At 56.5% G+C, this 24,003-nt stretch carries 24 protein-coding genes and 1 tRNA gene; 14 read left to right on the plus strand and 11 right to left on the minus strand.

Annotation, left to right across the window (positions count from 1 at the left end):
- From COA55_RS07315 to COA55_RS07335, 5 genes are all read left to right on the plus strand, one after another.
- Positions 1-310: JAB domain-containing protein (locus COA55_RS07315; RefSeq protein WP_290501208.1), on the plus strand; the 310-nt coding region annotated here is incomplete at its 5' end.
- Between the two features lie 46 nt (positions 311-356).
- Positions 357-1,325: a DUF932 domain-containing protein gene (locus COA55_RS07320; protein ID WP_290501209.1), complete on the plus strand. Its 969-nt coding sequence runs from the start codon at positions 357-359 to the stop codon at positions 1,323-1,325.
- A gap of 62 nt (positions 1,326-1,387) precedes the next feature.
- Positions 1,388-1,813, plus strand: coding sequence for a hypothetical protein (locus tag COA55_RS07325; protein WP_290501210.1), 426 nt, complete (start codon positions 1,388-1,390; stop codon positions 1,811-1,813).
- A 91-nt stretch (positions 1,814-1,904) separates the two neighbouring features.
- Entirely contained in the window at positions 1,905-2,912 is a 1,008-nt protein-coding gene (locus tag COA55_RS07330) for a lambda-exonuclease family protein (RefSeq protein ID WP_290501211.1), read from the plus strand.
- A gap of 72 nt (positions 2,913-2,984) precedes the next feature.
- Positions 2,985-3,854 (plus strand): hydrolase or metal-binding protein, encoded by an 870-nt coding sequence (locus COA55_RS07335; protein ID WP_290501212.1) that lies wholly within the window; start codon positions 2,985-2,987, stop codon positions 3,852-3,854.
- A 24-nt stretch (positions 3,855-3,878) separates the two neighbouring features.
- Here the strand turns inward: COA55_RS07335 and COA55_RS07340 are convergent, their stop codons facing one another.
- A complete protein-coding gene (locus COA55_RS07340; RefSeq protein ID WP_290501213.1) occupies positions 3,879-4,118 on the minus strand; it encodes a helix-turn-helix transcriptional regulator in 240 nt (79 codons plus the stop codon).
- 224 nt (positions 4,119-4,342) lie between these two features.
- On the opposite strand from COA55_RS07340, the gene COA55_RS07345 reads away from it, so the two are divergent.
- Together COA55_RS07345 and COA55_RS07350 are read left to right on the plus strand one after the other, a co-directional pair.
- Positions 4,343-4,708, plus strand: coding sequence for a hypothetical protein (locus COA55_RS07345; protein WP_290501214.1), 366 nt, complete (start codon positions 4,343-4,345; stop codon positions 4,706-4,708).
- Positions 4,709-5,051: 343 nt separating this feature from the next.
- Positions 5,052-5,777 (plus strand): hypothetical protein, encoded by a 726-nt coding sequence (locus tag COA55_RS07350; RefSeq protein ID WP_290501215.1) that lies wholly within the window; start codon positions 5,052-5,054, stop codon positions 5,775-5,777.
- 139 nt (positions 5,778-5,916) lie between these two features.
- Here COA55_RS07350 and COA55_RS07355 read toward each other — a convergent pair whose 3' ends face one another.
- From COA55_RS07355 to COA55_RS07360, 3 genes are all read right to left on the minus strand, one after another.
- Entirely contained in the window at positions 5,917-6,120 is a 204-nt protein-coding gene (locus COA55_RS07355) for an AlpA family transcriptional regulator (RefSeq protein ID WP_290501216.1), read from the minus strand.
- Between the two features lie 68 nt (positions 6,121-6,188).
- Entirely contained in the window at positions 6,189-6,866 is a 678-nt protein-coding gene (locus COA55_RS16945; RefSeq protein WP_363969913.1) for an inovirus Gp2 family protein, read from the minus strand.
- Between the two features lie 192 nt (positions 6,867-7,058).
- A complete protein-coding gene (locus COA55_RS07360) occupies positions 7,059-8,168 on the minus strand; it encodes a hypothetical protein (protein WP_290501217.1) in 1,110 nt (369 codons plus the stop codon).
- Positions 8,169-8,755: 587 nt separating this feature from the next.
- Between COA55_RS07360 and COA55_RS07365 the strand changes: the two genes are divergently transcribed.
- Positions 8,756-9,460 carry a hypothetical protein gene (locus COA55_RS07365; protein ID WP_290501218.1) on the plus strand — a complete coding sequence of 235 codons (705 nt, stop codon included), beginning with the start codon at positions 8,756-8,758 and terminating at the stop codon, positions 9,458-9,460.
- 36 nt (positions 9,461-9,496) lie between these two features.
- On the opposite strand, the gene COA55_RS07370 is transcribed toward COA55_RS07365, so the two are convergent.
- Complete coding sequence (locus COA55_RS07370; RefSeq protein ID WP_290501219.1) at positions 9,497-10,846, minus strand: site-specific integrase; 1,350 nt, start codon at positions 10,844-10,846, stop codon at positions 9,497-9,499.
- A gap of 265 nt (positions 10,847-11,111) precedes the next feature.
- Between COA55_RS07370 and mutS the strand changes: the two genes are divergently transcribed.
- Together mutS and fdxA are read left to right on the plus strand one after the other, a co-directional pair.
- Positions 11,112-13,697 (plus strand): DNA mismatch repair protein MutS, encoded by a 2,586-nt coding sequence (gene mutS / locus COA55_RS07375; protein ID WP_290501220.1) that lies wholly within the window; start codon positions 11,112-11,114, stop codon positions 13,695-13,697.
- Positions 13,698-14,039: 342 nt separating this feature from the next.
- Positions 14,040-14,363 (plus strand): ferredoxin FdxA, encoded by a 324-nt coding sequence (gene fdxA, locus COA55_RS07380; RefSeq protein WP_063519003.1) that lies wholly within the window; start codon positions 14,040-14,042, stop codon positions 14,361-14,363.
- 605 nt (positions 14,364-14,968) lie between these two features.
- On the opposite strand, the gene COA55_RS07385 is transcribed toward fdxA, so the two are convergent.
- The 4 genes from COA55_RS07385 to arsS all read right to left on the minus strand — a co-directional run bounded on the left by COA55_RS07385 (position 14,969) and on the right by arsS (position 17,686).
- Positions 14,969-15,313, minus strand: a complete 345-nt coding sequence (locus COA55_RS07385) for an Hpt domain-containing protein (protein ID WP_290501221.1) — start codon at positions 15,311-15,313, stop codon at positions 14,969-14,971.
- Positions 15,314-15,423: 110 nt separating this feature from the next.
- Positions 15,424-16,050, minus strand: a complete 627-nt coding sequence (locus tag COA55_RS07390; protein ID WP_063520376.1) for a TIGR04282 family arsenosugar biosynthesis glycosyltransferase — start codon at positions 16,048-16,050, stop codon at positions 15,424-15,426.
- Entirely contained in the window at positions 16,047-16,733 is a 687-nt protein-coding gene (locus tag COA55_RS07395; protein WP_063520377.1) for a TIGR04283 family arsenosugar biosynthesis glycosyltransferase, read from the minus strand. The genes COA55_RS07390 and COA55_RS07395 overlap by 4 nt, the downstream gene beginning before the upstream one ends.
- A complete protein-coding gene (gene arsS / locus COA55_RS07400) occupies positions 16,730-17,686 on the minus strand; it encodes an arsenosugar biosynthesis radical SAM (seleno)protein ArsS (RefSeq protein ID WP_290501222.1) in 957 nt (318 codons plus the stop codon). The genes COA55_RS07395 and arsS overlap by 4 nt, the downstream gene beginning before the upstream one ends.
- Before the next feature lie 264 nt (positions 17,687-17,950).
- Here arsS and COA55_RS07405 point away from each other — a divergent pair.
- The 3 genes from COA55_RS07405 (at position 17,951) to COA55_RS07415 (ending at position 19,614) form a co-directional block, all read left to right on the plus strand.
- A tRNA-Arg gene (locus COA55_RS07405) sits at positions 17,951-18,027 on the plus strand.
- A gap of 116 nt (positions 18,028-18,143) precedes the next feature.
- Positions 18,144-19,355: an MFS transporter gene (locus COA55_RS07410; RefSeq protein WP_290501223.1), complete on the plus strand. Its 1,212-nt coding sequence runs from the start codon at positions 18,144-18,146 to the stop codon at positions 19,353-19,355.
- Between the two features lie 82 nt (positions 19,356-19,437).
- Complete coding sequence (locus COA55_RS07415) at positions 19,438-19,614, plus strand: PLDc N-terminal domain-containing protein (RefSeq protein WP_007149801.1); 177 nt, start codon at positions 19,438-19,440, stop codon at positions 19,612-19,614.
- Here the strand turns inward: COA55_RS07415 and COA55_RS07420 are convergent.
- Both COA55_RS07420 and COA55_RS07425 read right to left on the minus strand, forming a co-directional pair.
- Positions 19,571-20,329, minus strand: a complete 759-nt coding sequence (locus COA55_RS07420; RefSeq protein WP_290501224.1) for an START domain-containing protein — start codon at positions 20,327-20,329, stop codon at positions 19,571-19,573. The two genes, COA55_RS07415 and COA55_RS07420, sit on opposite strands and share 44 nt — an antisense overlap.
- Positions 20,330-20,593: 264 nt before the next feature.
- On the minus strand, positions 20,594-22,045 hold the full coding sequence (locus tag COA55_RS07425; RefSeq protein ID WP_290501225.1) for a phospholipase D-like domain-containing protein: 1,452 nt from the start codon (positions 22,043-22,045) through the stop codon (positions 20,594-20,596).
- Between the two features lie 368 nt (positions 22,046-22,413).
- On the opposite strand from COA55_RS07425, the gene COA55_RS07430 reads away from it, so the two are divergent.
- The gene (locus COA55_RS07430) at positions 22,414-23,805 is read left to right on the plus strand and encodes a lysine 2,3-aminomutase (protein WP_290501226.1); all 1,392 of its coding nucleotides are present in this window, start codon (positions 22,414-22,416) and stop codon (positions 23,803-23,805) included.
- Positions 23,806-24,003: the final 198 nt, after the last annotated feature.

The raw sequence follows: 24,003 nt of genomic DNA on the forward strand, positions 1-24,003 counted from the left end.
CGAAGTCTTCTCCGCCATCTTCCTCAACAACAAACACAAGGTGCTCAGTTTCGAGACCCTGTTCACCGGCACCATTGATGGCGCGGCGGTGTATCCCCGTGTGGTGGTACAGCAGGCCCTGGCCTGCAATGCCGCCGCCGTGATCTTTGCCCATAACCACCCCTCCGGATGCTGTGAGCCCTCACGGGCAGATCAGCAGATCACCAAGCGTCTGTCTGATGCCCTTGCACTGATTGATGTGCGGGTACTCGATCACTTTGTGGTGTCCCGTTCCGAGTGGGTCAGCCTGGCAGAGCGCGGCATGGTTTAACCCCTTCCTTTCTCATCACCCTCTCATTATTCATTGGAGATTCACCATGGCACATCTTGTCGAAAACATGGCCTATGTGGGCCGTACACCTTGGCATGGGCTGGGCAACCAGCTTGCCGCCCAACAACCCCTCAATGTCTGGATGCGGGAAGCCGGCATGGATTGGGAGATCCGTGAGACCCCGGTTCGCTTTATCAGTAGCGAAGCAGGTGCTCTCGGGCAGATCTCCTCCTTCCCGGATCAGAAGGTGCTGTTCCGTTCTGACAATCAGGAGCCTCTTTCGGTAGTGAGCAACCGCTTCAAGGTGGTTCAGCCCCGAGAGGTGCTGGAGTTCTACCGGGATCTCACCGAGCAGTCCGGCTTTGAGCTGGAGACCGCTGGCGTCCTGAAAGGGGGTCGCAAACTGTGGGCGCTGGCGCGTACCGGGCAAACCGGCTCCTTGGCTGGCAATGATCAGACCAATGGCTACGTGCTGCTTGCCACGGCCTGTGATGGCACCCTGGCTACCACGGCGCAGTTCACCAGTATTCGGGTAGTGTGCAATAACACCCTCGCGGTCGCGCTTAATGGCAATACCCATGCGGTGAAGGTGCGCCACAGCACCACCTTTGATCCGCAAGCGGTGAAACAGCAGCTGGGGATTTCGGTCTCTGCCTGGGATGACTTCATGTACCGCCTGAAAGCCCTGAGCAAACGGCGCATCACCCGCAAGACCGCCGAGAAGGTCATGCAGACCATTTTCACAGATACCGGCTATCAGCCACCCGGTATGCCGGTGAAGGCCAACGAGCAGGCCATGAAGAAAGCCATGGCTCTGTATGACGGTGCAGGTCGCGGATCAGAGTTAGCGTCCGCCAAGAACACGGCCTATGGCCTGCTCAATGCGGTCACCGAGTTCGTGGACCACGAGCGCCGCGCTCGCAGTACAGACAACCGGCTGGACTCTGCCTGGTTCGGCAAGGGTGCCCAGATCAAGCAACGGGCTCTGGAGCAAACCTCTCTTCTGGTCGCCTGATGCACTCTGACCGCTCCCCCCCCTCTCTCTACCTCCTTTTAAAAGAAAACCTGGAGAACACCATGAATCTGAAATGGCTCTACCGCCTGTTGGCGGTATGGGACTGTCGCCCTATGCCTGCTGAATTGTCAGCGGTGTGGGGCGCGTTTCTACATGAAGGCTTGATGTGCCATCCCGGCGATCCGGGCCGGACTCGTCGTATCCTGGAGACCTGGGACAGCGGTTGCATCGAGTTGATCATCGCCACCTGCGAGTACCTGGAACCGCTCTGGCAGACGGTCTCCCACATCTGGTTCGAACCCCGTGGTCGTCCTGGCGTCTTCGAGTACGAAGTGGTCAGCGAACTTGGCGAGTGGCTGGGTGAGCAATTACTGACTCACGGCCACCTGCCCAGCAATAAAGAAGCGGAGCGTTACATTGAGGCGTTGGTGAATGACTTCTTCGAGATTGGCGAGGAAGGCCCTTCCTCTTCAGGTCGAGCCGCATAATGCCATTTCACCATCACCCTCATTTACCTTTCATTCCTTACCCCTAGCCCCGGCCACTGTGCCGGGGCTTTTCTTTGTCTGGAGCATTCTCATGGCACAACCGAAAAGCACGACACCCGGCCAGCGCCCAGCCCTGCGCCTGGTGTCGACCAAACGCATGAACCGCGAAGACTGGCTGAAGATCCGTAAGCAGGGCATCGGTGCCAGTGATGCCGCTGCGGCGGTAGGTATCAGCCCGTACCAGTCCCCTCTGGAACTGTGGATGATCAAAACCGGACGGGATGGTCTGTTACCCGCCCCTGATCCTGATGACATTCAATCCCCCCTGTACTGGGGCACCCTGTTGGAGCCGAAGGTGGCCGAGGCTTACGCCAAGATCACCGGCAACAAGGTACGGCGGGTGAATGCCGTGCTACAGCACCCAGATGACGACAAGCCCTGGATGCTCGCCAACCTGGATTACGCTGTGGTCGGTAATGACGATGTGCAGATACTCGAATGCAAGACCACAGGGCAATACGGAGCCAAGCTGTGGGCGGACGGTGTTCCCGAGTACATCCAGTGCCAAGTGCAGCATCAGCTGGCCGTCACCGGCAAGCGGGCTGCCGATGTGGCCGTGCTGATCTGTGGGCAGGAGTTGCAGATTCATCGCATCGAGCGGGATGAAGCGCTGATCGCGCACCTGTACGAGCTGGAGCGAGAGTTCTGGCAAAGGGTAGAAGCGGATACCCCACCGGATCCGGATGGCTCTGACTCTGCCGGGAACGCTCTGCAAGCCCTCTACCCCCAGGATAAAGGGGAAACCGTGGATCTCACGGATAACCCGGCCATGGAAGGCGACTTCAATGAACTGCTGGATCTGCGGGACACCTTGGGCCGACTGACCGACCGGGAATCCACGCTCAAGCAACGTATCCAGCAGACCATGGGGCTGGCCAGCAAGGCCACCTTCACCGAGGGCTCCGTGACCTGGAAGCGTAGCAAGGACTCCACCAGCCTGGACAGTAAAGCTCTGCTGCAGGATCAGCCGGATCTGCTCAAGCACTACCCCAAGCATAAGGCAGGCAGTCGCCGGTTCCTGGTGCGCCCCAACCCCTAACCCAACCCTTAATCGGCATAACAGCCGGGCCAAGCCCGGCTACATGTTTGTGTCTGCTATCAGGAGAATCTCATGATCAAAGGACTCGCGATTACCCCTCCCGTGATCGGCCGTATCAGTATTGGCCGGGTGGTGGAAAAGAACGGCAAGCGTCTGCCGGAGAAAGACGATCAATTCACCATCACCACCCAGATCCAAACTAAAGAAGGATGGCTACCTCACCCGCTCGATGAGGCCATGCGCAAGGAAACCCAGGGTAGCAAGCTGCGCAGCATTCCCATTACCCTGCCCTTCAATGACCCGGACCTGAACCTAAGGGCCGAGTACACCTTCTTCGAGCGCAAAAGTGGCAGACCGCTGTGTGCCGGAGATGGGGAGGCCTGCCGCCGGCATACCGACAAGGGTCTGGAGTCCCTGCCCTGTCCGTCACCCGATTTGTGTGACTACGGCAGCCATGGGCTGTGTAAGCCCTATGGCCGGTTGTACGTCCAGATCGGCGATGATGATGAGCTGGGCTGTTTTGTGTTCCGCACCACCGGCTACAACAGCATCCGCACCCTCGCCGCTCGCCTGCGTTACTTCCACGCCATCAGTGGCGGCAACCTGGCCACGCTACCGCTGGAGCTCAAGCTGCGGGGCAAGAGCACCACCCAGAGCCATCGGGCACCGATCTACTATGTGGATCTCACCCTCAGAGCGGATCAGGACATGAAAGAGGCCGTCACCCATGCTCGGGAAGAAGCGAAGGGGCGCGGGACTCTAGGAATCAGCCAAGCCGAGCTGGATAAGGTCGCTCAGGCGGGTCTGATGAATGCTCAGTTCGAGTATGCGGAAGATGAGGGGCTGCAGGTAGTGGAGGAGTTCATCCCAGAGGAGAAACCCGCAGTGTCTGGCAATGCTGTTGATCCCTCTAACCTGAGATCCAGATTAGCCAAGCAATGAAGTGGGATTAGGGTTCTTACCTGTCTACTGAGCTGCTAGGTAAATCCTTTCCGCTGACAACCATAAATCCGACGGCATGCACTTGAGCGCTTGAGCAAGTTTCCAGACAGAGGCTGTAGAAGCATTGGACTCACCCCGCTCAACTCCGGAAACAAAAGAGCGTGCCAATGTGGACGCATCTGCCAGTTCCTCTTGGCTTAAATCCAATTCCGTCCGACGCAGCTTAACCGCCTTACCAAATGCCTTCTGGATATCCACTCGCATGCCCCTCCGATATACACCGGAGAGAGTGGCTACTCAGGGGTTGACCATCCACGCACCATACAAGACACTTCGACCTGTATAAAGGTTATTTATACCTTTGTGCAACCCATAAGAACCTACAAACCAGCCTGCCATGCTTCTTTAAGTGTTGGCCACCCATGGCAAATGGGGAGACTTGCCTTAATCGCTCCCCAGCAAGATCAAACCCAATAAGGAGAAAGACCGTGGAAAACTTTGAAGGGCACAACCATTCCGAAGAACCAGAAGGAACCAGCGGCGTATATAAATCCGCCATTGGGTGGGGGATCGTCTCGCTAGTCATCGTATTCGTTCTACTCAGCAACAACCGCACACCTGAGATTGCTGCTGCTGGGATGGGCCTAAAACTTCTCGCCACTATTACAGGGCTTATCGGTGGCATAACGGGCGCCATGCTGGGTGACGCCATCAGACGCTTCGCCAGGCCCGACATGATGTTCACCAGCGGCGGCTTCGGAGCACTCCTCAAGACAAAGCTTTTCTGGATGATTGGGCCTCAATCCATCGGGGTATTCCTAGGAACAGCCTTGGGGGCAGGCCTTGTTCTATAACCCCAGACGCAGGATAAGCGCCTTGCTGCCGTTGGCTTTCCTCTCAAGCGTCACCTTACTACCCGCCTGCTCCGACAGTCAGCCAAACCAGGCAAGAGACGAGTTCATGCTTGGGTGCACGCAAAATGCCCCGGAAGACATGTGTGCATGCGCTTACGACAAACTCGCCCAGCAATATTCACCTCAAGAGCTGGCAGCGTTCAGCAAAGGCAAAGGTGACATTAACCGTTTCTACACCAGCGTCGCAGAAGCAGCCATGGCTTGCCGACGGTAACCCCTCAACAGGCCCAACCCTAAAACGGGGCCAGGGCCTTTCATTCCAAAACACGAAGAAGGTAATCAAATGTACAAACTAGCCAGACTGGGCCTGTTTATCATGGTCATTTCCACGCTATCAGGCTGCGGCGAAACCACATTCGACGCCGACAACCATGTTGATAGCTTTATTGAGCTCGCCAATAACGCACCCCCTGAAACTGATACGCAGCTCCTTTTCGAGCTCTGGGATGTTTATCTGAGAGGCTATGTGGACCATGACGGGAATGTCATAGAGCCTGACTTTGCCAAACTGGACGGCATGAACGCCGAGGAAATACTCCAAGAACTCAAGAACCACATTGATTTTGTGCAGTTCGAAGGGTTTGAGATGGCGACCATTGATGATGATGGCAACTATGTCGACCCTGCAATATACGGCAACGGTGGTTCTCCGGGTTCAGGCCACCCCTCGGTGGATATCAGACTAAACGGACGTACGGTCTATCTTACTGCCAAGGAAGACGAAGTGACCGTGCATGACGTTGTATTCAACCGAGGTAATTGCGGACATGGATCTTTCAAGGCTGGCCGTGAACTCACACTGAAAGAAACAAAGATGGTTGATCTGGGAAAACTGAATATAAATATGGTGTACAACCCCGCCACCGAAACCTTCCATGAAGGAGCCAGTTTGTTTCCAGCATCGGCCAAGTTTGGGCAAAAACTAACAGCGAAAGCAGAACCTGGCTGCAATATCATCGAGGTGTCTGTCACTGATGATAACGGCACTTGGACATGGGAGTTTCAGTAGCTTATCTCTCTTGAGTGAAGTTGCTATCTACACAATATAGAGCCTGTGCATTCTATTGCTTAGATGCACAGGCCTTCTTTTTTCTTACATGGCCCCCCGCCTGCGTCATCATCAGGAATGACCTCATCGCGGAAAACGCCTATTTTCTCTCCTCTCTCAGTTTTTCATCCCTCTGAGCAATCTTCTCGATCACCCACTCCTCCACTTCATCCAGCACCCAACCTGATGAACGCCCTCCCAGGCTCACCGGCTTCGGGAACGAGCCATCCTGGGCGTACTTGTAGATGGAAGACCGGCCTAGGCCAGTGGTTGCCATGACGTCTTTCAAACGAATGATTCTCATGAGGTATCTCCTTCTGCTCATGAGATGAGCCATGGCTGTAAAAAATGAGCAGGTGTACTTGGCGCTACCTACCTCCGACTACAACCAAAATTGTTCTTTCCACTACCAAAGACTTTGGTCCTAGCTTTCGCAAAATAACTAAGCCGTTTAAATAACCCAGAATACGACCCCCACAAGGACGGAGAGTTTGCATCAACCCTGTATATCCCACGCCTCGTGTAGTTGACGAGCCCCTGACTCTCCTCCCAAGAGTAACCAAGCGCGCTCGCCCAGGCACTACGTATTCTGTTAGCCATGTTCCTAGTTGATTCTTGCTCTTCCTGCTTGATGAATGAACCCAAATGACGGTAGGCGTCCCCGTTCAGGAATAGGCAGCAATGATAGTGCCGGTGATGCGCGGTATTTCTCTCTCGGACCCAGATATATCTGAGCTCACAGGAATGAACTCTCTGTTCGAACCTCGCCTTACGAAGCTGGTGAGCATTGATCTTGGCTTGCAGAGAGGCAAAGAAACGGGAAATCACATCAGAATCTGGAGTAATGGAATCGACAGGTATTCGTAGGTCTATCCGTAATGCGGTCGTTCTTCGGTAACGATCAACAGACCTTCTCATGGTTTCAAGAATTTGCTCTAGATACTGCTCAATGTATGGGGAGTGTTTTCGAAGCAGGGGAAGACCGTTCCATTCGGTCCCTTCAATCAAAGTCAGGTTAGGGTTGTGAGGATGTCGCTTTTGCATGTCCATGTCCTATGTGTCGTTGAACACAAGAACAGGCATGTATGTAATTTCTTACTGGGTATTTAGCCCTCTTAGGGATGGATCAATAAACCCTATATATCTATAACCGACAGTTAAATCGGTCCTTTTTCATCCCCCAGGCCACTGTTTTCAAAGAAAAGTATGGTGGGAAATATCTCTTTCCACTCTGGAAAAATATTATGCATTCCCGGTTGGATATTTGTGCCCTCGCAATCTCAAGCCATAGCTTATCTGCTCTTCCTCACTCAGGTCTTGCTCACTGGGGTATCGATTGACTATGTGCCTAGGTGCCCGTTTCGGGAATGATGTCGTTACGTCCTCATAGGCATTCACTACATCCGGTTGCGAATCGTGACCTGGCATATCAATAACCCAGCAGCTCCCGTCTCCGGGGCCTATTTTTTCTTTTGTAGAAATCTGCAAGGTAAGTGCATGCTGACCCCCCAATACCGCTTCCATTGGGAGAATGAGGTACTCGGCCCCCTTCTCCTCCAACTCGCTTACCAGGCATCTATCGACTCCCTTCACCAGATCTATCATGCCTCTAGCAGATTTGACCTGCTGCCAAACAGCGGTCAGAAATGCTTTCAGCGCTGGCTCAACCCCACTCCGCTCTGGCGAAACAAGCTCGCCACGGATTGAATCTTCTAACTTCACTCGATAGTCATCCGAGATAGTATTTTCGAAATCCCCATTGGTTAACAGCAATGATGCATAGTGATTGATTCTCATCTGCAGATATGAGGCCGCTTGTGAAGGCTGCAACTCCTGAAAGTACCCATCGAGTTGCAGCTTAGGCAGCACTTTTGACGCCTTACCATCCCACTGATTTCTGCAGCCTTCATTCCATCGAGACTCAAACGAGATAGCGCTCTTAATGGCGGGATAGTGAGATGGAGGGTAATCAGCCAAAAGCGAGCTATCATTCCGGTATTTTCTTAGGTCGCGATGAACATCCCATGAATCTCGATATAGCTCGACAGCCTGACCAAACCCCGGAAAGCACTGAATGATCGTTATTTGACCACCCTCGCCTCCTCCCAGATCTACGTGCCTCAAATTAAGAAAGACATATCCCGCCACTCGGCCAAACAAGCACCTCCCAGAGAAGCCCGAAACCCTCGCCCTCAGATACCCTTCAGCAGCCAGCTTCGTGAATTGAGACTTGAGCTGATCTTCACTGAGACCTGCGACCCTCCCAAGCTTGCCCATCCCAATCTGAACTGCTCCATTCTTATCCGCACTCAAAAGCAATACCGCCAAAAGAACACGATTCGCCGGACTCAACCGAGTCCTCCGCTCACCCTTTCTGGGAGGGAATCTATCAGTGAACACACGTTCAATTTTTAGTTCATGAAGGGGATCCTCATTAGCCGCTGATGCCCTCAATTCCCCCAAAAAATCTTGCGATACACTTAAACGCAGCGAAGGCCGCCCCACCCCACTTTTCGTTCTCTTCTCAAGTAAGATCCCAGCGCCGACCAGCTCCTCAATCGCCCGACTCACAGATCGGTCGGACTGATAGAAATCCCGAGAATAGTCCTCCTTTTGCCTTAGAGCTTCTTCCTCATCTCCATGGCCCTTAAGGAACCTACATAAGAAATAACGGGTCGCTGCACTAAGTCGATCCAGAGAATACTGCTTACGAAATTTGCTGGATTCCTGACTGGATGCCTGAAGAGGAACCAACCATATCCCCATAAATTCACTCAAATCCTATTAGTTTTTCGCAATAGTACCCCCCTCATTTTTCTAGCGCCAACTTCAAATAGTACCTTTTAATGTTAATTTTAACGTTAAAATGTACTCTTAACCGGTTACAATCATTTCGATTCAAGGCCGATGAAGAAGCGAACATAGAAACGGGAGGGAGCATGGCCAGGCAACCACAGTCCATTGAAGAATGGCTGAAAGGACATAAAGAGAGGCAGGACTGGATTGATCAGGAATTGCACAATGAGGGGCTACGACGATTTACCGAAGTTGGGCAGAGCCGAGTTGATTCACTCATTTCAGATCTTAATCAGGCCCTTCCGGAAGGAGCCGACCGAGCAGAAGCTATCCGTAGATTGAAACTGCGTTGGAGAGTCTTTAAATGCACCCAAAAGAACGAGACCTCCACACTTTCAGTCAGCGTGAACAAACGCACTCGCGAGTCGCTCAAAAAGCTGGCCAACGCCAGGGGGGAAACGCTAAAAGCCACGCTGGAGAAGCTCATCGAAGAAGGGCTTCAAACGGAAGATGACAAGAAAGCAGCTGTCGAGAAGGCCGTCCAGCAAGCTGAGGAGCTCATGAGCAACAAGAAGTCGCCGACAACATGGCGACCTCTCGATCTCTCAACCACCACGAACTTTGAAACCCTCAAGGAGGAAATATTCAATAAAGACAAGGAAATTCATAAACTTAAAGAGAGAATAGCCAATCTTACATCGACAAAACATCAAGACAAAGAGCCCCTCAGAACGGACCAGCCAACCTCAGATGTGCCCCTGGAGCCACCAGAACATACCAACAGATTAATGGGATCTCCCAGTCGCTACGGGCTTACTGAGCTGCTCAAAAAAAACACACTGAAGTGAAACACCACAACCCAGCATCAATCAAATTAGGCCGGCTCAGCTCAGTTCTGAGATATGATCCGCCCACCGCTGAAGCCAATGCCGGCACTCAGCCTCATAGCTGTGCAAGTCATAAGTACCCTCAATTCCCTTGCGAGAATGACCCAGCACTGCTTCAGCTACCTCACTGGGACAGCCCATACGCGCCAATCCAGTACGCACCGTGCGCCGGAGATCATGAGGCGACCAGTCTGGGATGGAGTCGAGCCAGAGCTGGGCAGGAGTATAACTCCGACCATATTTGACCTTTTCCGGGTTCTTTAGGTGCCATTTGGTCTCCGTTAGCGACTTTTGCTGGATCGGTTTCTTGGTACGGGTTGATGGAAACAGGTACTCATCCGTACTCAGCTTCAAATTCCTCAGAAACTCTACAGCCTGCCTAGACAGCTGCACATAGCGCTCGGCACCGTTCTTTGAATCCTTCAGGTGCCAGGTTCCCGCCTCAAGATCCACGTCTTTCCACTCGGCATTGCACACCTCCCCCGTCCTGCAGCCCGTCCAGAGAGCAAATCTCATTACGCTCTTCTGCGTTGGGGAGTAGCCCGACCCCGGCAACCAGGCCAGGACAGCGGCCAGCTCTTTATCGGAAAGCACCCGTTTACCCTTATTCGGGCTCATGCGGACCCGTGCCGTCTTCAAACTCGCCTTGGCCAACCATGCAGGGTTGGGGAAGTCGTCAGGCAGGCGCTCCAACCCAATCGCGTACTCATAGGCAGCAATAAACTCCCTGAGCACATTTCCAGCCTGGACCCTGGCCCCTCGATCCAGGATCTCCTTGATCAGGTCGACCACATCCTTGCGCTTCACCTCCGCCGCCGGTCTCTCCCCAAGCACCCGGACGACATCGTTGTGCAGGGTTCTGCGGACCTCCCACTGTCCCTTTGGATTTCTGGCGCCCGGTACCCGCTTTTTCTCACCGGTTCTGGGATCAGTCACCGAACGGTCCTCGATCACCTCTGTCAGATACTGCTCAACCAGATCCGTCACTGTATAGGCAGCAACGGCCTCAGCCTCCGCCTGTGCAGCCTTGGCTTCCTTCTCCGCCTGAAGCTGACGATCCCGCTCAGCTTTGGGGCAAATCCCTTTTGCCCTGAGCTCCTTCATTTTGGAAAGCTCAAGGCGAGCTTCGGCAAGCTTCACCCCAGGGAAGTTACCTATCTTGACCTGAACCAACTTTCCCGTCTCAGGGCTTAGATAACGATAAGTGAAGGTTTTCAGACCCGACGAGCCGCAGCTGACCCGCAGTCCCGCGTTCTCAGCACCATCCGTTTTAACCTTGTCACCAGGCCGCATTGCCTCAATGGCACGGACCGATAGTTGCTTACTGCCTTGTTTGCTATGCTCCATCGCTTTGATCCACCAACACTAACGGTTTCAAGCAAATCCCCGCATCGCAGGCTCCGTCTGGCCTGCAAAGGATTTGGTGTAGGTTTTGAGAAGTATATCACCGGGGAGTCGGCCCGGCACGAAAACCTACACTAAAACCTACACTTATTTTGCGGATTGGGGTGGATTTCCGTGGACAACCACGGACACTACCGGAAATCACACATTTCGCTAACAATTTGAATTTATAGCGAAATAAAAGGAAAAAACAGGCTGAAACGCAGAGATGACGCACAACGATTTATCCGCACACACACCTATGATGCAGCAATACCTGGCGATCAAGGCCGAGCACCCGGACCAGCTGGTGTTCTACCGCATGGGGGATTTCTACGAATTGTTTTTTGGGGATGCGCAAAAAGCGGCGCGGTTGCTGGACATTACCCTGACCCAACGCGGCCAGAGTGCCGGCAAGCCGATTCCCATGGCAGGGATCCCCTATCATGCGGCTGAGAACTACCTGGCGCGGCTGGTGAAGCTGGGTGAATCGGTAGCTATTGCCGAGCAGATTGGTGACCCCGCCCTGGCCAAGGGGCCGGTGGAACGCAAGGTGGTGCGCATTGTTACCCCAGGCACCGTGAGTGACGAGGCGCTTCTGGAAGAGCGCCGCGACAATCTTCTGTGCGCGGTTTTTGATCACAATAATCAGTACGGCTGCGCCAGCCTGGACCTGGCCGCCGGGCGATTTGTGGTCACCCAGGTAGAAGGTGCCGAACAACTGCAGGCTCTGTTGGAGCGGTGGTCACCTGCTGAGCTGCTGCTCAGCGAGGAACACGGCCTGCCAGGCCGCTGGGCCGAGCGCCCGGGCACCCGCAAACGCCCCGGCTGGGAGTTTGACGAAGACGCCGCCCGCCGTCAGTTGTGTCAGCAATTTCAGGTACAGGATCTGGCCGGTTTCGGTGAGCCAACCGCCGTGGCGGTCGCCGCTGCCGGCGCCCTGCTTGGCTATGCCAAGGAGACCCAGCGCGGTGAGCTGCCGCACATTACCGGCCTTGCCGTGGAAAGCTTTGACGACGCGGTGGCCATGGACGCGGCCACCCGCCGAAATCTGGAATTGACCGAAACCCTGGATGGCCAGGAACAACACACCTTGGCCTGGGTACTCGACAGCACCCAAACCGCCATGGGCGCGCGCCTGCTCAAACGCTGGGTACACCAGCCTTTGCGTAACCGCACCACCCTCACCCAGCGACAGGACCAGATCGACGCTCTGCGCCAGGGCTGGTGTTTCGAATCTGCCCGCGATGTGCTTAATGACATCGGCGACATGGAGCGGATCCTCGGCCGGGTGGCCCTGCGCTCCGCTCGTCCCCGTGACCTGACTCGCTTGCATGCCAGCCTCAAGGCGCTACCGCCGTTGATTGGCACTTTGCCCGCCGCCGACTGCTTCTACGAATTGATCGAGCGTATCGGCCAGTTTCCGAATCAGGTGGAATTACTGGGCACTGCGGTGATTGAAAACCCGCCCATGCTGATTCGAGACGGCGGCGTGATTGCCCCCGGCTACAGCGCAGAGCTGGATGAGCTGCGCTCCATCAGCGAAAACGCCGGCGCTATTCTCGTGGATATTGAAACCCGCGAGCGCGAGCGCACCCAGCTTTCCACCCTGCGGGTGAAGTACAACCGCGTGCACGGCTATTACATCGAACTGTCACGCCGGGAATCCGACCAGGCGCCGGCGGACTATCAACGCCGCCAAACCCTGAAAAATGCCGAGCGCTTTATTACCCCGGAGCTGAAGGAATTCGAAGACAAGGCCCTGTCCGCGTCCAGCAAGGCGCTGGCTCTGGAGAAGCGTCTCTACGAAGCATTGCTGGAAAAAGTCGCCGCCGACCTGCATGCCCTGCAGCGCAGCGCCGCCGCCGTGGCCGAGCTGGATGTGCTGACCTCACTGGCCGAGCGCGCCGAAGCGCTGAACTGGGTGCGCCCGCAACTGGTCGATGAAGAAGCCATCATCGAGATCGTGGATGGCCGCCATCCGGTGGTGGAGCAGGTATTGGACGATGCCTTTGTGCCCAATAGTCTGCACCTGGACGATGCCCGCCGCATGGTGATCATCACCGGCCCGAACATGGGCGGTAAATCCACCTATATGCGCCAAACCGCGCTGATTGCCCTGCTCGCCCACCTGGGCAGCTGCGTACCGGCGGCCAGTGCCCGCATCGGCAGCCTGGACCGCATCTTTACCCGTATCGGCTCCTCCGATGACCTGGCCGGTGGCCGCTCTACCTTTATGGTGGAGATGTCCGAAACCGCCAACATCCTCAACAACGCCACCGCCCAGAGCCTGGTGCTGATGGACGAAATCGGCCGAGGCACCAGTACCTTTGATGGCCTGAGCCTGGCCTGGGCGGCGGCCGAGCACCTGGCCCGCAACCTGAAGGCCTTTACCCTGTTTGCCACTCACTATTTCGAGCTGACTCAACTGCCGGAGCAACTGCCAGGGATTTACAACGCCCACCTGACTGCCAGCGAACACGATAACCGCATTGTGTTCCTGCACCGGGTACAGGAAGGCCCGGCCAGCCGCAGTTACGGCCTGCAGGTGGCCCAGCTGGCCGGGGTGCCGGCGGGGGTGATCCAGCAGGCCGGCGAGAAGCTGCGCGAGCTGGAAGCCGGGCAAAACCTGACGGTGAACGATGCACCGCCCACGGTCATCCCCACCGCCCGCACCCCGACAACGATGCCGGCCCAGGCCAGCCTGTTCAGTGAGCCCAGTGCCGTGGAGCACGCCCTCAAGGAACTGGACCCGGATGATTTGACGCCGAAGCAGGCGCTGGAGGCACTCTACAAGCTGAGAGGACTGCTTTAGCGCTGCAGGAACAGCGCTGGGTTGGTGGCACGACAAGCCCGGTGACGAGAAGCGAAAACCGTCAGACTTTACCCTGTTTTCGGGTTTGCCTTTCGAAACTCGCTTCTCGCAACTCGACCGGCACTCGGGGGTTCGCACCTCGAGAAGTGCTCCTGCAGGTGCTCCATCCCCCCGCCCGTGTCCTCTTCTGACTGCATGCGCTATATCCTTATATCAACGCTGCGTTTGCCTGCCTCTGGGCATATCGCTAGACTAGCGCCACCCCAAGCGAGACCGTGCCTGTTGCTGCTATAATCAGCTCTTGGCGCTGTACAAAATGAAGACACCTGGCGAGGACAGGATATGACGTTCGTAGTAGGTGAGAACTGCATTAACTGCAAACACACCGATTGTGTGGAAGTGTGCCCGGTAGACTGTTTCTACGAAGGCGAAAATTTTCTGGTCATCCACCCGGACGAGTGTATCGACTGTGCACTGTGTGAACCGGAGTGCCCGGTTAACGCGATCTTCTCGGAAGACGAACTGCCGGACGACCAGCAGGAGTTCCTGGAGATCAACGCGGATCTGGCAGAGAAGTGGCCGAACATTACCGAAATGAAAGATGCGCCGGACGACGCTGAAGAGTGGGACGGTGTGCCGAACAAGCGGGAGAAGCTGATCCGATAAGCGCGGATCACTTTTCTCCAGGCAAAATAAAAGGGCGGCATCCTGCCGCCCTTTTTGCGTCGAGTCATCCTGACCCTTTTGCGCTCACCGCAACATCCCTGTACTGCATTCCTTGCAAATCCTTGTGCTCAATTCCCTGAAGCACGGAAACACTATATCAACCGTATTTTGCTCTGTGGGTAAAATAAATATTAAAAGTCTGGGTGAAAACCACACAAACCCCAAAAAACTCAAATATAACAATGAGTTAATATTCTGATGCTCGCTTTTAAGGGTCAAAAACAGCGAAAAAACACTGTTTTTTCCTACAGCCTTGTAAGAGATCTCTTACAAGCTCGCGCCACCGCACCAGCCCCCTGCCCCCAGAGGGCTACATCCCGACGCTAAAAGGCGCCCAATCTTTTACATTTCCTCACTGCTTTTTACAGCACGGCGTCACACTTCTGGGTAGCATTAATTCTATGGAAAACGTGGTGTTACGCACACCGCCTAGCCAACCAGTATCCCCCCAAGGCGCTAGCAATAGCGCTCACAACCCCCCTCTTCCACCCCAATTTCGGAAGAGGGTTTTTTTTGCCTGAAATTCGCCCTTGGCCAGCCCCATTTCACGCCAACGTGGCGTTTAACGCCGCACAGGCCTGCAGGAAATGCTCTTTCAGGGAATGAATCAAGGGCGGCGCACTGGCAAGGTCACCGCTGGAGGCCAGCGTTTCCAGATCCATGCACAGACCTGCAACATATGTTGCCCCCAGATTGCTGCTGCTGCCCTTGAAACTGTGTGCCTGGCTGCGCAGGGTATTCGCATCACCCTGCGCGAACGCCTGATCCAGCGCGGCCAGGCGTTGTTCGCCATCGCGTTGGAACGATTCGACCAGCATCTGGAAATCCTGGCCCATAATATCCTGCAATTCGGAAACGACCTCGACATCGAGGACCGATCTATCGTGCATCAACCTGCTCCGTCATCCTTTACGGCGGCTACCATAGCAGCTACAGAAAGCCTGTTTGTGTTACAGGGTAGAAATTTAAGCAACCACAGCCCGTCATGGCACCCGTCAAATCAGGAAAAAGTGACGGGCGGTAAAAGTCCGGATGAGCGGGCCCGCGCCACATCCTCCGGCTCATCCACGTCCCACAGGGGTGGCAAAACCCTGGTCTGCTCCGGGGTAAAACAGGATCGGCTGTCCTGTAACGCGTGGGGGCCACCAAACCGCACACCGCTGAAGCGGCCAGCGGACCAGAGCGATGCCTGGCTGCTTCCCAGCAGTACATAGCCACCGTCTTCACTGGCCCCGAACACCACGGGGGTGTGATCCAGCACATTCAGCGCCTGTTCAAAATAAGACTGATCCAGCAACAGGCAATCACTTCCGATGAGTAAAGCCCGGGAAGTGAGCGACAGGCCACGCGATAATGCCCCGGCCATCCGTTCACCCAGATCCTCACCCTCCTGCAAAAAACAGGACCAGCCCCGTGCCGCCGCCTCCTGCTGCAACTGCGCATCCGGCTTGTCGAGCCACAGCTGCACATCACCGGGAAACGCCTCAGCGGCAGCAAACGTCTGCCAGAGTAACTGCTGATAAATCTGCAAGGCACCATCGGCACCGAAACCAGGGATCAAACGGGTTTTAACCTGGCCTGGGTGAAGGGCACGGGCGAAAACAATCAGCAATGGCGTGGCGGTCACCTGGCATCTCCCCCGTAATAGTCGCGGTGCAGCGACTCCGGGCTGGCTCCGCGCCAGTAGCGAAAGCGCAGGCTCCACATCAACCAGATGGTTCGCCAGGGACCGTTGGCCTCCCAGCGGCGGCTGCTGGTGGTCAAGGGCGGGCGCAGGCACACCGGGCGCGCCAGCGCACGCAACCGGCGCGACAGGGCAATATCTTCCATCAATGGCTGCTCGGGAAACCCGCCCTGTTCACGAAACACATCACGGCGCACAAACAGGGCCTGGTCGCCGGTGGCGATCCCGGTAACACGGGAGCGCCAGTTCATCATCAAGGCGATAACACGAAACAGCGGCCGCGGCCGACTGAGGCGTACATCGAACCGCCCCCACACAGCGGTGCTGGCCACCCCATTCAGGGCGTCGCGATGCCGCGAGTCGAGCACGGTATCAGCATGAACAAACCAGAGCCACACACCGCTGGCACACACCGCCCCGGTATTCATCTGGATGCTGCGCCCCTGCTCGCTGGCCAGCACCGTGTCCGCTAGCTGCCGGGCGATATCCATGCTGGAGTCGCTACTGCCGCCATCCGCCACGATCAATTCGTCACCGTCACGCAGCGCAGCGCGCAGTCGTGCCAGTGACCCGGCCAGGGTATCCGCCTCGTTCAGCACCGGTACGATGACACTAATGCGGCTCATTCCAGCGAACCACCACAGCTACTTCCCGCCCCTGCCGTGCAACCGAAACAGTGGTCGGCCACATAAATCGGCTCGCCCTCAATATCGTCTTTCAGCAAGCTCGACAGATGCTGGTGACCTTCGTGGTGGCCTTGCGGCATGTCCAGCATCTGGTTGAAGTCACAATCGTAGAGATAGCCCTGGTAATCCACGCTCACCATGGAGCGGCACATCAAGGCCGGCAGGGTGTCGCGATTGTAGCTGTCACGCAGCAGCTGCATGTAGTCGTTGAACTGATCATGGGCCAGCAACACCGCACCGAAACGACTGATAGGCATGTTGGTAATCGTCAGCAAATGATTGAAACGCAAACCGAAATGCGTCATCAATTCACGCTTGTAGTCAGCTTCGAGGGCAGCCTGTGGAGGCGGCAACGTCGCGCCGGTGGGGTTATAGACAAGGTCCAGCACCTTGTCGTCCCCGTAGCCTTTCTCGTTCAGGCGGCGAATGGCTTCAAGGCTGCCCTGAAACACGCCCTTGCCCCGTTGCTTGTTCACGTTTTCTTCGGAATAGCACGGCAGGGAGGCCACCACATGCACGTCGTGGTCAGCCAAAAACTGAGGCAAATCTTCGTAGCCCGGCTCGAGCAGAATGGTGAGATTACAGCGGTCGATGACCTCCACACCGAATGCATGGCATTCGCGCACCAGGTAACGAAAGTGGGGGTTCATCTCCGGCGCGCCGCCGGTCAGGTCGATCACCTTGATATCCCGCTTGCGAATGACCTGAAGAATCAGATCGATGGTGGCCTTGTCCATCAGCTCGGTGCGGGTGGGGCCGGCATTCACATGGCAGTGCACACAACTCAGGTTGCACAGATAACCCAGGTTTACCTGCAACACGGAAGTGGCATGGCGACGCAGTGGCGGAAAATCCGTGCTGCTTCGCACCAATAAATCGTGGGTGTCCTGCATATTTCACCTGTTTCAATTTCCTTAATGCTATCAATTGGATGCAGGCTTGTCGCAAACGTTACGTGAAGGGGGGAATCGAGCTACGAGCTACGAGTTTCGACAAGATTGTGCCCCCGAGACGATAACAAGCATGAAGTGGTCCTGGTGGAGCCTGCAGGAGACTCAACTGACGGAACGACTGCTTATCGCCTCTCGCATAAAAAACAACCACCCGTTTCCTGAAAACTGGCGCCACCGCTGAAAGTCCTTACAATCAGCAGCCATGCCCCGGTAGCTCAGTTGGATAGAGCAAGCGCCTCCTAAGCGCTAGGTCGGACGTTCGAATCGTCTCCGGGGCACCATCTTTCCCTTATTGCCTGCATCACCTTTTTGCATCAATCCGATCAACTAACTGCTCTGGCTCCCTTTTTCCCTTTGCCGGACACTATCTCGCCGCGCACGGATACCAGGATTCAGCATGACCCACGACACGCGCTCCTCTTCGCCACTCAGCCCGCTTCTCGTGTTGCTGATGGCGACCACTACCGGTCTGGTGGTCGCCAGCAACTATTACGCCCAGCCGCTGCTACATACCATCGCAGATCAACTCAGCCTGAGTTATGCCAAGGCCGGCATCATCGTGACCACCGCCCAGGCCAGCTATGCAGTGGGGCTGATCCTGCTGGTGCCACTCGGCGATCTGGTCGAGCGCCGCCGCTTGATTGTGATCATGATGCTGCTGGCCATGGTCGGCTTGCTGGTCAGCGCCAGCGCCCGTTCGTTGCCGATGCTGTTGGCAGGCACCGCCATGACCGGGGCGTTTTCCGTGGTTGCGCAGGTGCTGGTTCCTTTTGCGGCCACACTGGCGCCCCTGGAAACCCGCGGCAAGGTGGTGGGCACGGTGATGAGCGGGCTGTTGTTGGGCATTCTGCTGGCACGCACCGTGGCGGGAGCGCTGTCCACCCTGGGCGACTGGCATACCGTTTACTGGGTTGCCGCTGCGCTGATGTTACTCAACACCCTGGCACTGTGGCGCTTGCTGCCCCGCTACCATCAACCCGCTTCGCTCCATTATGGCCAGCTGATTACCTCCATCATCGGGCTGTTTGCGCGGCACAAGGTGTACCGCCAACGTTCCGTGCTCGGCTTTCTGGGCTTTGCCATGTTCAGCGTGCTGTGGACGTCGCTGGCATTCCTGCTGTCCGCTGAACCCTGGTCCTTCAATGATGCCACCATCGGCCTGTTCGGCCTGGCGGGGGCGGCCGGCGCCTTGTCTGCTCGCCACGCCGGCGTACTGGCCGACCGGGGTCACGGCCACCGGCTGACGATCGCCGGTATTGTCATCCTGCTGCTGTCCTGGGGATTGCTGGGGCTGGGCGGCACGTCGCTCATCGCCCTGCTCGCCGGTATTGTGCTGCTGGACCTGGCCTTGCAAGCGGTTCACATTACCAATATGAACATGGTGTTTTCGCTGGATGAAAGCGCCCGCAACCGGCTCAACTCCGGGTACATGTTCCTGTATTTCCTGGGCGGCGCCTTCGGCTCACTGGCCTCTGCCGCCGCCTACGATGAACACGGCTGGTCCGGCGTTGTCATGCTGGGGGCCGGCCTGGCTGTGGTGGCTCTGCTCTATAGCGGCTTGATGCTGGCCGAGGCACGCCGCCAGCACAGCCGTCACCCGGAAAGTTGACCGGGTTTTACACCCCGGTGATTTACCGCTTCGCCCAAGTCCTCTAGATTAAGGTCTCGCGTCGGATAAAAAGGGAATTTCGATGAAATTACTGGGACTGTTACAACTGGCCGTGGCGATCTACGCCATCGTAATGATTATCCAGTCATCCGCAGAAACCGGCGCCAAGGTGCTGTGGGTGCTGCTGGTGCTGATTGTGCCGCTGATCGGCCTGATTATCTGGGCGCTGATGGGCCCGGGTTCACCCCTGAAGCGCTAGCCTTGGCTTCACCGGAGGCATCGGCCAGCTCGCGAACCTCAGCGGATTGCTGCCAGGCGCCCGGCGTCTGGTAGTAGCCGTGGGCAATGCCCTGAAAGCGGGGCTGATTGATCACGCGCTGCAAACGGCGCAGTGAGAAATAGGGAATATCCCGAAGAATGATATTGGCCAACCAGGCCGGCAAGGCTCCACCCGGATCCAGCACCACCTCAATGGTAACTTTCACCCTCCCCGGTTCGCCCGGCGAAAAGCGGTAATAGCCCTCCATCTGCGGCATACGCACGTAGCCGGCCTGCTCCGGATAAGCACCTGAATGCAAGGCGAAGGGCATTACCAGATCCAGCGTGTCCGGCTCCTGGTAGAAGGTCACCCGCAGGGGAGCATCACGGTCTTTCACCGGCCACGGCAAGCGGGTAGTTACGTAGACGTCGCGTTGATAGGGGGAATTGCGCTTCAGGTCGCGAATTTCCGACACCATGTGCATAAACGAAGCAACGGCGTCGTAATCATCCAGCAAAGCACCGATGGCATTGAAGTCATTCACCCGCAAATCGGCCACGCCCCGGAAAGTTTTCAGGCGTGAGGTATCATCGTCCTGGCGAAACACCTGAATCGCGTCCCGATCGGTGACCAGCACCCACTCCCCCTCTTCGCCCAACGCCGGCAAGGCGACCAGTGATAACACCAGCAGGATTGTCAGTTTTTTTATCATCATCATCCTGACCAATATGGCGCACGACCTTCCCGGTATTGCGCTATCTTTACCGCTCTGTCTTTATTGTTTTTTCTACAGGCGCTCTTCGCTGTACTGGAACTATCTCGCTGCGCCAAGATATTAAACAGCCTGTTTAAGCGGCTACTTTATAACCAAGAGAGTAACGATTGTATCCCGGCAAACAGGCAGTTCGTGATCAAGGCCACACAAATAATGGCATTTTGCCATAGCCGCCTCTCCTCTGGGCAACCAAGCAGCGAGCCGCTATAAATAGGGCTCCATCATATGAGCCAGTGCATTGCGCACCCGCCGCCAAGGCGCCATTTGTCGAAAGCCGGCCTGATCAAGCCGCTGTGACAGCGCGATCCGCTGATCCAGCGCGTCATCAATCTGCTCCGCCAGCTCCTCCCCATAACATTCCAGATCAAACTCGAAGTTCAATCTCAGACTGCGGGCATCCCAGTTCCCGGACCCCAACATGACCCAGTGCTGATCCACCGTCATCACCTTGCTGTGGTCGAAAGGCGGTGGCGACAGGTACAACTCAGCCCCCTCCGATACCAGCCAGTGCAAGGCATGCAGACTGGCCCAATGAACCAGCCGCAGGTTGTTTTTGCGAGGAATCACAATTTGTACCCGCACCCCTTTCAGCAACGCCAGTTGCAATGTCGCCAGCAAGGTCAGGTCGGGTACAAAATACGGGGTGACGATGCGAATACGGGATTCGGCGCTGCCAATAGCCGCCAGCAGCGTCATGCGGCGCTTGTCGAAATCCGCGTCCGGCCCGGCGCTGATGCCCCGCGACTGCACATTGCCCAGCCAGGCCGGACCACGGTAACTGGTGTCCAGCAACTCGCCACTGGTGAAATACCAGTCTGCGGCAAAGCTGCGCAATAACTGCCCTACCACCGGCCCTTCAATACGGGCATGTAAATCGGTAATTTTCGGCGGCTGCTGTATATAACCGGCCCGGATGTTCATGCCACCGGTAAAGCCATAACGGCGGTCAACCACCATGAATTTGCGGTGATTGCGCAGATTCAGATACGGCATGCGCCAAGGGGCCAGGGAATACAGAAAACGTTCCACCGGCACCTTGCCACGGCGCAGGCGCCAGACCACCGATGGCAGGGAATACAGAGCGCCGACGCCGTCCACCAACACCCGTACCTTGACGCCGCGAGCCACTGCTGCGCAGAGCGCATCAGCCAGCGGTTTGCCGGCGGCATCGTTGCCGAAAATATAGCTCGCCAGATAAATGCTTTCATTGGCATTGTCGATGGCATCTAACATGGACTGGTAGGCGCTGGGGGCATCCAGCAGGGTAATACGGTTGCCATCGGTGAGTGGCAAGTGGGTCAACCGCCCCACCAGGCGGCTGAGAATTTTCAGGTGTTTCAGGTCCGGTTCCGGCTCGGCCGCGATGCGCCAGCCATCATTGCTGTCAATCAGGCCACCGGTAAGCTGGCGTGCCCGCCGGCGAATGCGATTGACCCCCAGCATGTAATAGAGCAGCGCGCCCAACACCGGCACCAGCCAGACCAGCCCGGTCCAGGCCGCTGCGGCACGGGCATCGCGTTTATTCTGAGCGACATGCACCGTCACCGTCACCGCCAAACCGATACTGATAGCCGCCGCCACATAGGGCCAATAAGGGTCCAGCATCGTCAATAATGCGTCGATTTCAGCGGTCCAGTAAGTGACATCTAAAGGCATTCAGCTCCGTCCCTGAAACGGGTATCCGCCCAACGATAGCATAACCGGCGGGCCCCGCGTCCGCCGGGCTTTGCGCTTTGCGCGCCGCTTCCCTAGAATACGCTCTCTTTTGGAACACTGGTCGGCTGGCGCCTATTAAACAGCGTGCAGAAAATGACCACTCTCCTCCCCGATCAGGCTGGGGGGCGATCCGTTCCAAGTCCTCTGCGTCGCCTCGCCGACGCACGTTAAACGGGCCAAACAGGTCCAACTCAGCGCCAGCCGCCGCTGGCCATCAGTAGTAACGACTAATTCCGCTGGTTTAGGCAACCAGTGTACCGGTGTTGACGGCGTTATCGTCATGCCGGCGCATGATGAGGAGCGATACCATGCCCGAAACCAATACGGTTATTCCGCTGCACCAGGACACTCGCGAGAGCACCGACAAGCTGGCTCAATCTTTTGAACATGGTTACGACGAACCCCGCCGGTTCAAGGTCTACACGGCCCGCCAGCTCGACAAGATCGAGCCGCTCAAACGCCTGGACGACGAGACCCGCTTTGCCATGGATGTGGTCGCCAATGTGCTGCCGTTTCGGGTCAATGAGTACGTCATCAATGAGTTGATCAACTGGGACAACGTACCCAACGATCCCATCTACCAGCTCACCTTCCCGCAGAAAGGCATGCTGGCCCCGGAACACTTCGACAAGGTGGCCGAGGCCATGCGCGGCGGCGACAAGGCCGAGATCAAGGCCGCCATCGCCGAGGTCCGTGACGCCCTGAACCCGCACCCCGCCGGGCAGATGGAACACAACATGCCGGAAGTGGACGGCGAGAAGATCGATGGCGTTCAGCACAAGTACAATGAGACCGTGCTGTTTTTCCCCAGCCAGGGTCAAGTGTGTCACAGCTACTGCACCTTCTGCTTCCGCTGGGCCCAATTCATCGGTGACAACGATCTGAAAATCGCCACCAAGGAAGCCGGCCAGCTCAAGAAGTACATCCAGGCCCACCCGGAAATCACCGATGTGCTGATCACCGGCGGCGACCCGCTGGTCATGAAGACCAAGAACCTGCGCGCCCACATCGAACCGCTGCTGGAACTGGAACAGATCCGCACCATCCGCATCGGCTCCAAGGCACTCACCTTCTGGCCACAACGCGTGGTGTCCGATGCCGACGCCCAGGACCTGCTGGACCTGTTCGAGGAAGTGATCGCCAGCGGCAAACACCTGGCACTGATGGCGCACTACAACCACTGGCAGGAACTGGAAACGGACATCGCCCGGGAAGCCGTACGCCGGGTACGCGCCACCGGCGCCGTGATCCGCGCCCAGGGCCCGCTGCTGGCACACATCAACGACAACGCCGACGACTGGGCGCGCCTGTGGCAGACCCAGGTCGAGCTGGGCATCATCCCCTACTACATGTTTGTGGAGCGTGACACCGGCGCCCGCCATTACTTTGAAGTGCCCCTGGCCAAGGCCTGGGAAATCTACCGCGACGCCATGAAACAGGTCTCCGGCATCGCCCGCACCGCGCGAGGCCCGAGCATGTCCAGCCACCCGGGCAAGGTGGAAATCCAGGGCGTGACCGAAATCAACGGCGAGAAAGTCTTCGCCCTGCGTTTCATCCAGGGCCGTAACCACGACTGGGTACAGCGCCCCTTCTTCGCCAAGTACAACGAGGAAGCCACCTGGCTCAACCATCTGGAACCGGCCTTCGGCGAAGACAAGTTTTTCTTTGAAGACGAGCTGGCGGAGATGGAAAGCGAGTAAATCTAGTTAATAATTAATAGTGAATAGTTAATAACGGCGCGAGAGCGCGTTGTTGATTTTGAAATGCAAGAGGCCGCGCCCGGAGTCCGGGCGCGGCCTCTGCGTTTACAACAGCACGACACTCCAACCGCGTCGTTATTAACTATTAATTATTCACTATTCAGTGCTCTGCTTCCCCTTACCGCTGAATGACAGCAA

This window comes from Alcanivorax sp., from assembly GCF_002733835.1.
Taxonomy (GTDB): Bacteria; Pseudomonadota; Gammaproteobacteria; order Pseudomonadales; family Alcanivoracaceae; genus Alcanivorax.

Coding starts and splice junctions, on each gene's coding strand:
- COA55_RS07320 (WP_290501209.1), top strand. CDS start 357: ATGGCACATCTTGTCGAAAACATGGCCTATGTGGGCCGTACACCTTGG.
- COA55_RS07325 (WP_290501210.1), top strand. CDS start 1,388: ATGAATCTGAAATGGCTCTACCGCCTGTTGGCGGTATGGGACTGTCGC.
- COA55_RS07330 (WP_290501211.1), top strand. CDS start 1,905: ATGGCACAACCGAAAAGCACGACACCCGGCCAGCGCCCAGCCCTGCGC.
- COA55_RS07335 (WP_290501212.1), top strand. CDS start 2,985: ATGATCAAAGGACTCGCGATTACCCCTCCCGTGATCGGCCGTATCAGT.
- COA55_RS07340 (WP_290501213.1), bottom strand. CDS start 4,118: ATGCGAGTGGATATCCAGAAGGCATTTGGTAAGGCGGTTAAGCTGCGT.
- COA55_RS07350 (WP_290501215.1), top strand. CDS start 5,052: ATGTACAAACTAGCCAGACTGGGCCTGTTTATCATGGTCATTTCCACG.
- COA55_RS07355 (WP_290501216.1), bottom strand. CDS start 6,120: ATGAGAATCATTCGTTTGAAAGACGTCATGGCAACCACTGGCCTAGGC.
- COA55_RS16945 (WP_363969913.1), bottom strand. CDS start 6,866: ATGGACATGCAAAAGCGACATCCTCACAACCCTAACCTGACTTTGATT.
- COA55_RS07365 (WP_290501218.1), top strand. CDS start 8,756: ATGGCCAGGCAACCACAGTCCATTGAAGAATGGCTGAAAGGACATAAA.
- COA55_RS07370 (WP_290501219.1), bottom strand. CDS start 10,846: ATGGAGCATAGCAAACAAGGCAGTAAGCAACTATCGGTCCGTGCCATT.
- mutS (WP_290501220.1), top strand. CDS start 11,112: ATGACGCACAACGATTTATCCGCACACACACCTATGATGCAGCAATAC.
- fdxA (WP_063519003.1), top strand. CDS start 14,040: ATGACGTTCGTAGTAGGTGAGAACTGCATTAACTGCAAACACACCGAT.
- COA55_RS07385 (WP_290501221.1), bottom strand. CDS start 15,313: ATGCACGATAGATCGGTCCTCGATGTCGAGGTCGTTTCCGAATTGCAG.
- COA55_RS07395 (WP_063520377.1), bottom strand. CDS start 16,733: ATGAGCCGCATTAGTGTCATCGTACCGGTGCTGAACGAGGCGGATACC.
- arsS (WP_290501222.1), bottom strand. CDS start 17,686: ATGCAGGACACCCACGATTTATTGGTGCGAAGCAGCACGGATTTTCCG.
- COA55_RS07410 (WP_290501223.1), top strand. CDS start 18,144: ATGACCCACGACACGCGCTCCTCTTCGCCACTCAGCCCGCTTCTCGTG.
- COA55_RS07415 (WP_007149801.1), top strand. CDS start 19,438: ATGAAATTACTGGGACTGTTACAACTGGCCGTGGCGATCTACGCCATC.
- COA55_RS07420 (WP_290501224.1), bottom strand. CDS start 20,329: ATGATGATAAAAAAACTGACAATCCTGCTGGTGTTATCACTGGTCGCC.
- COA55_RS07425 (WP_290501225.1), bottom strand. CDS start 22,045: ATGCCTTTAGATGTCACTTACTGGACCGCTGAAATCGACGCATTATTG.
- COA55_RS07430 (WP_290501226.1), top strand. CDS start 22,414: ATGCCCGAAACCAATACGGTTATTCCGCTGCACCAGGACACTCGCGAG.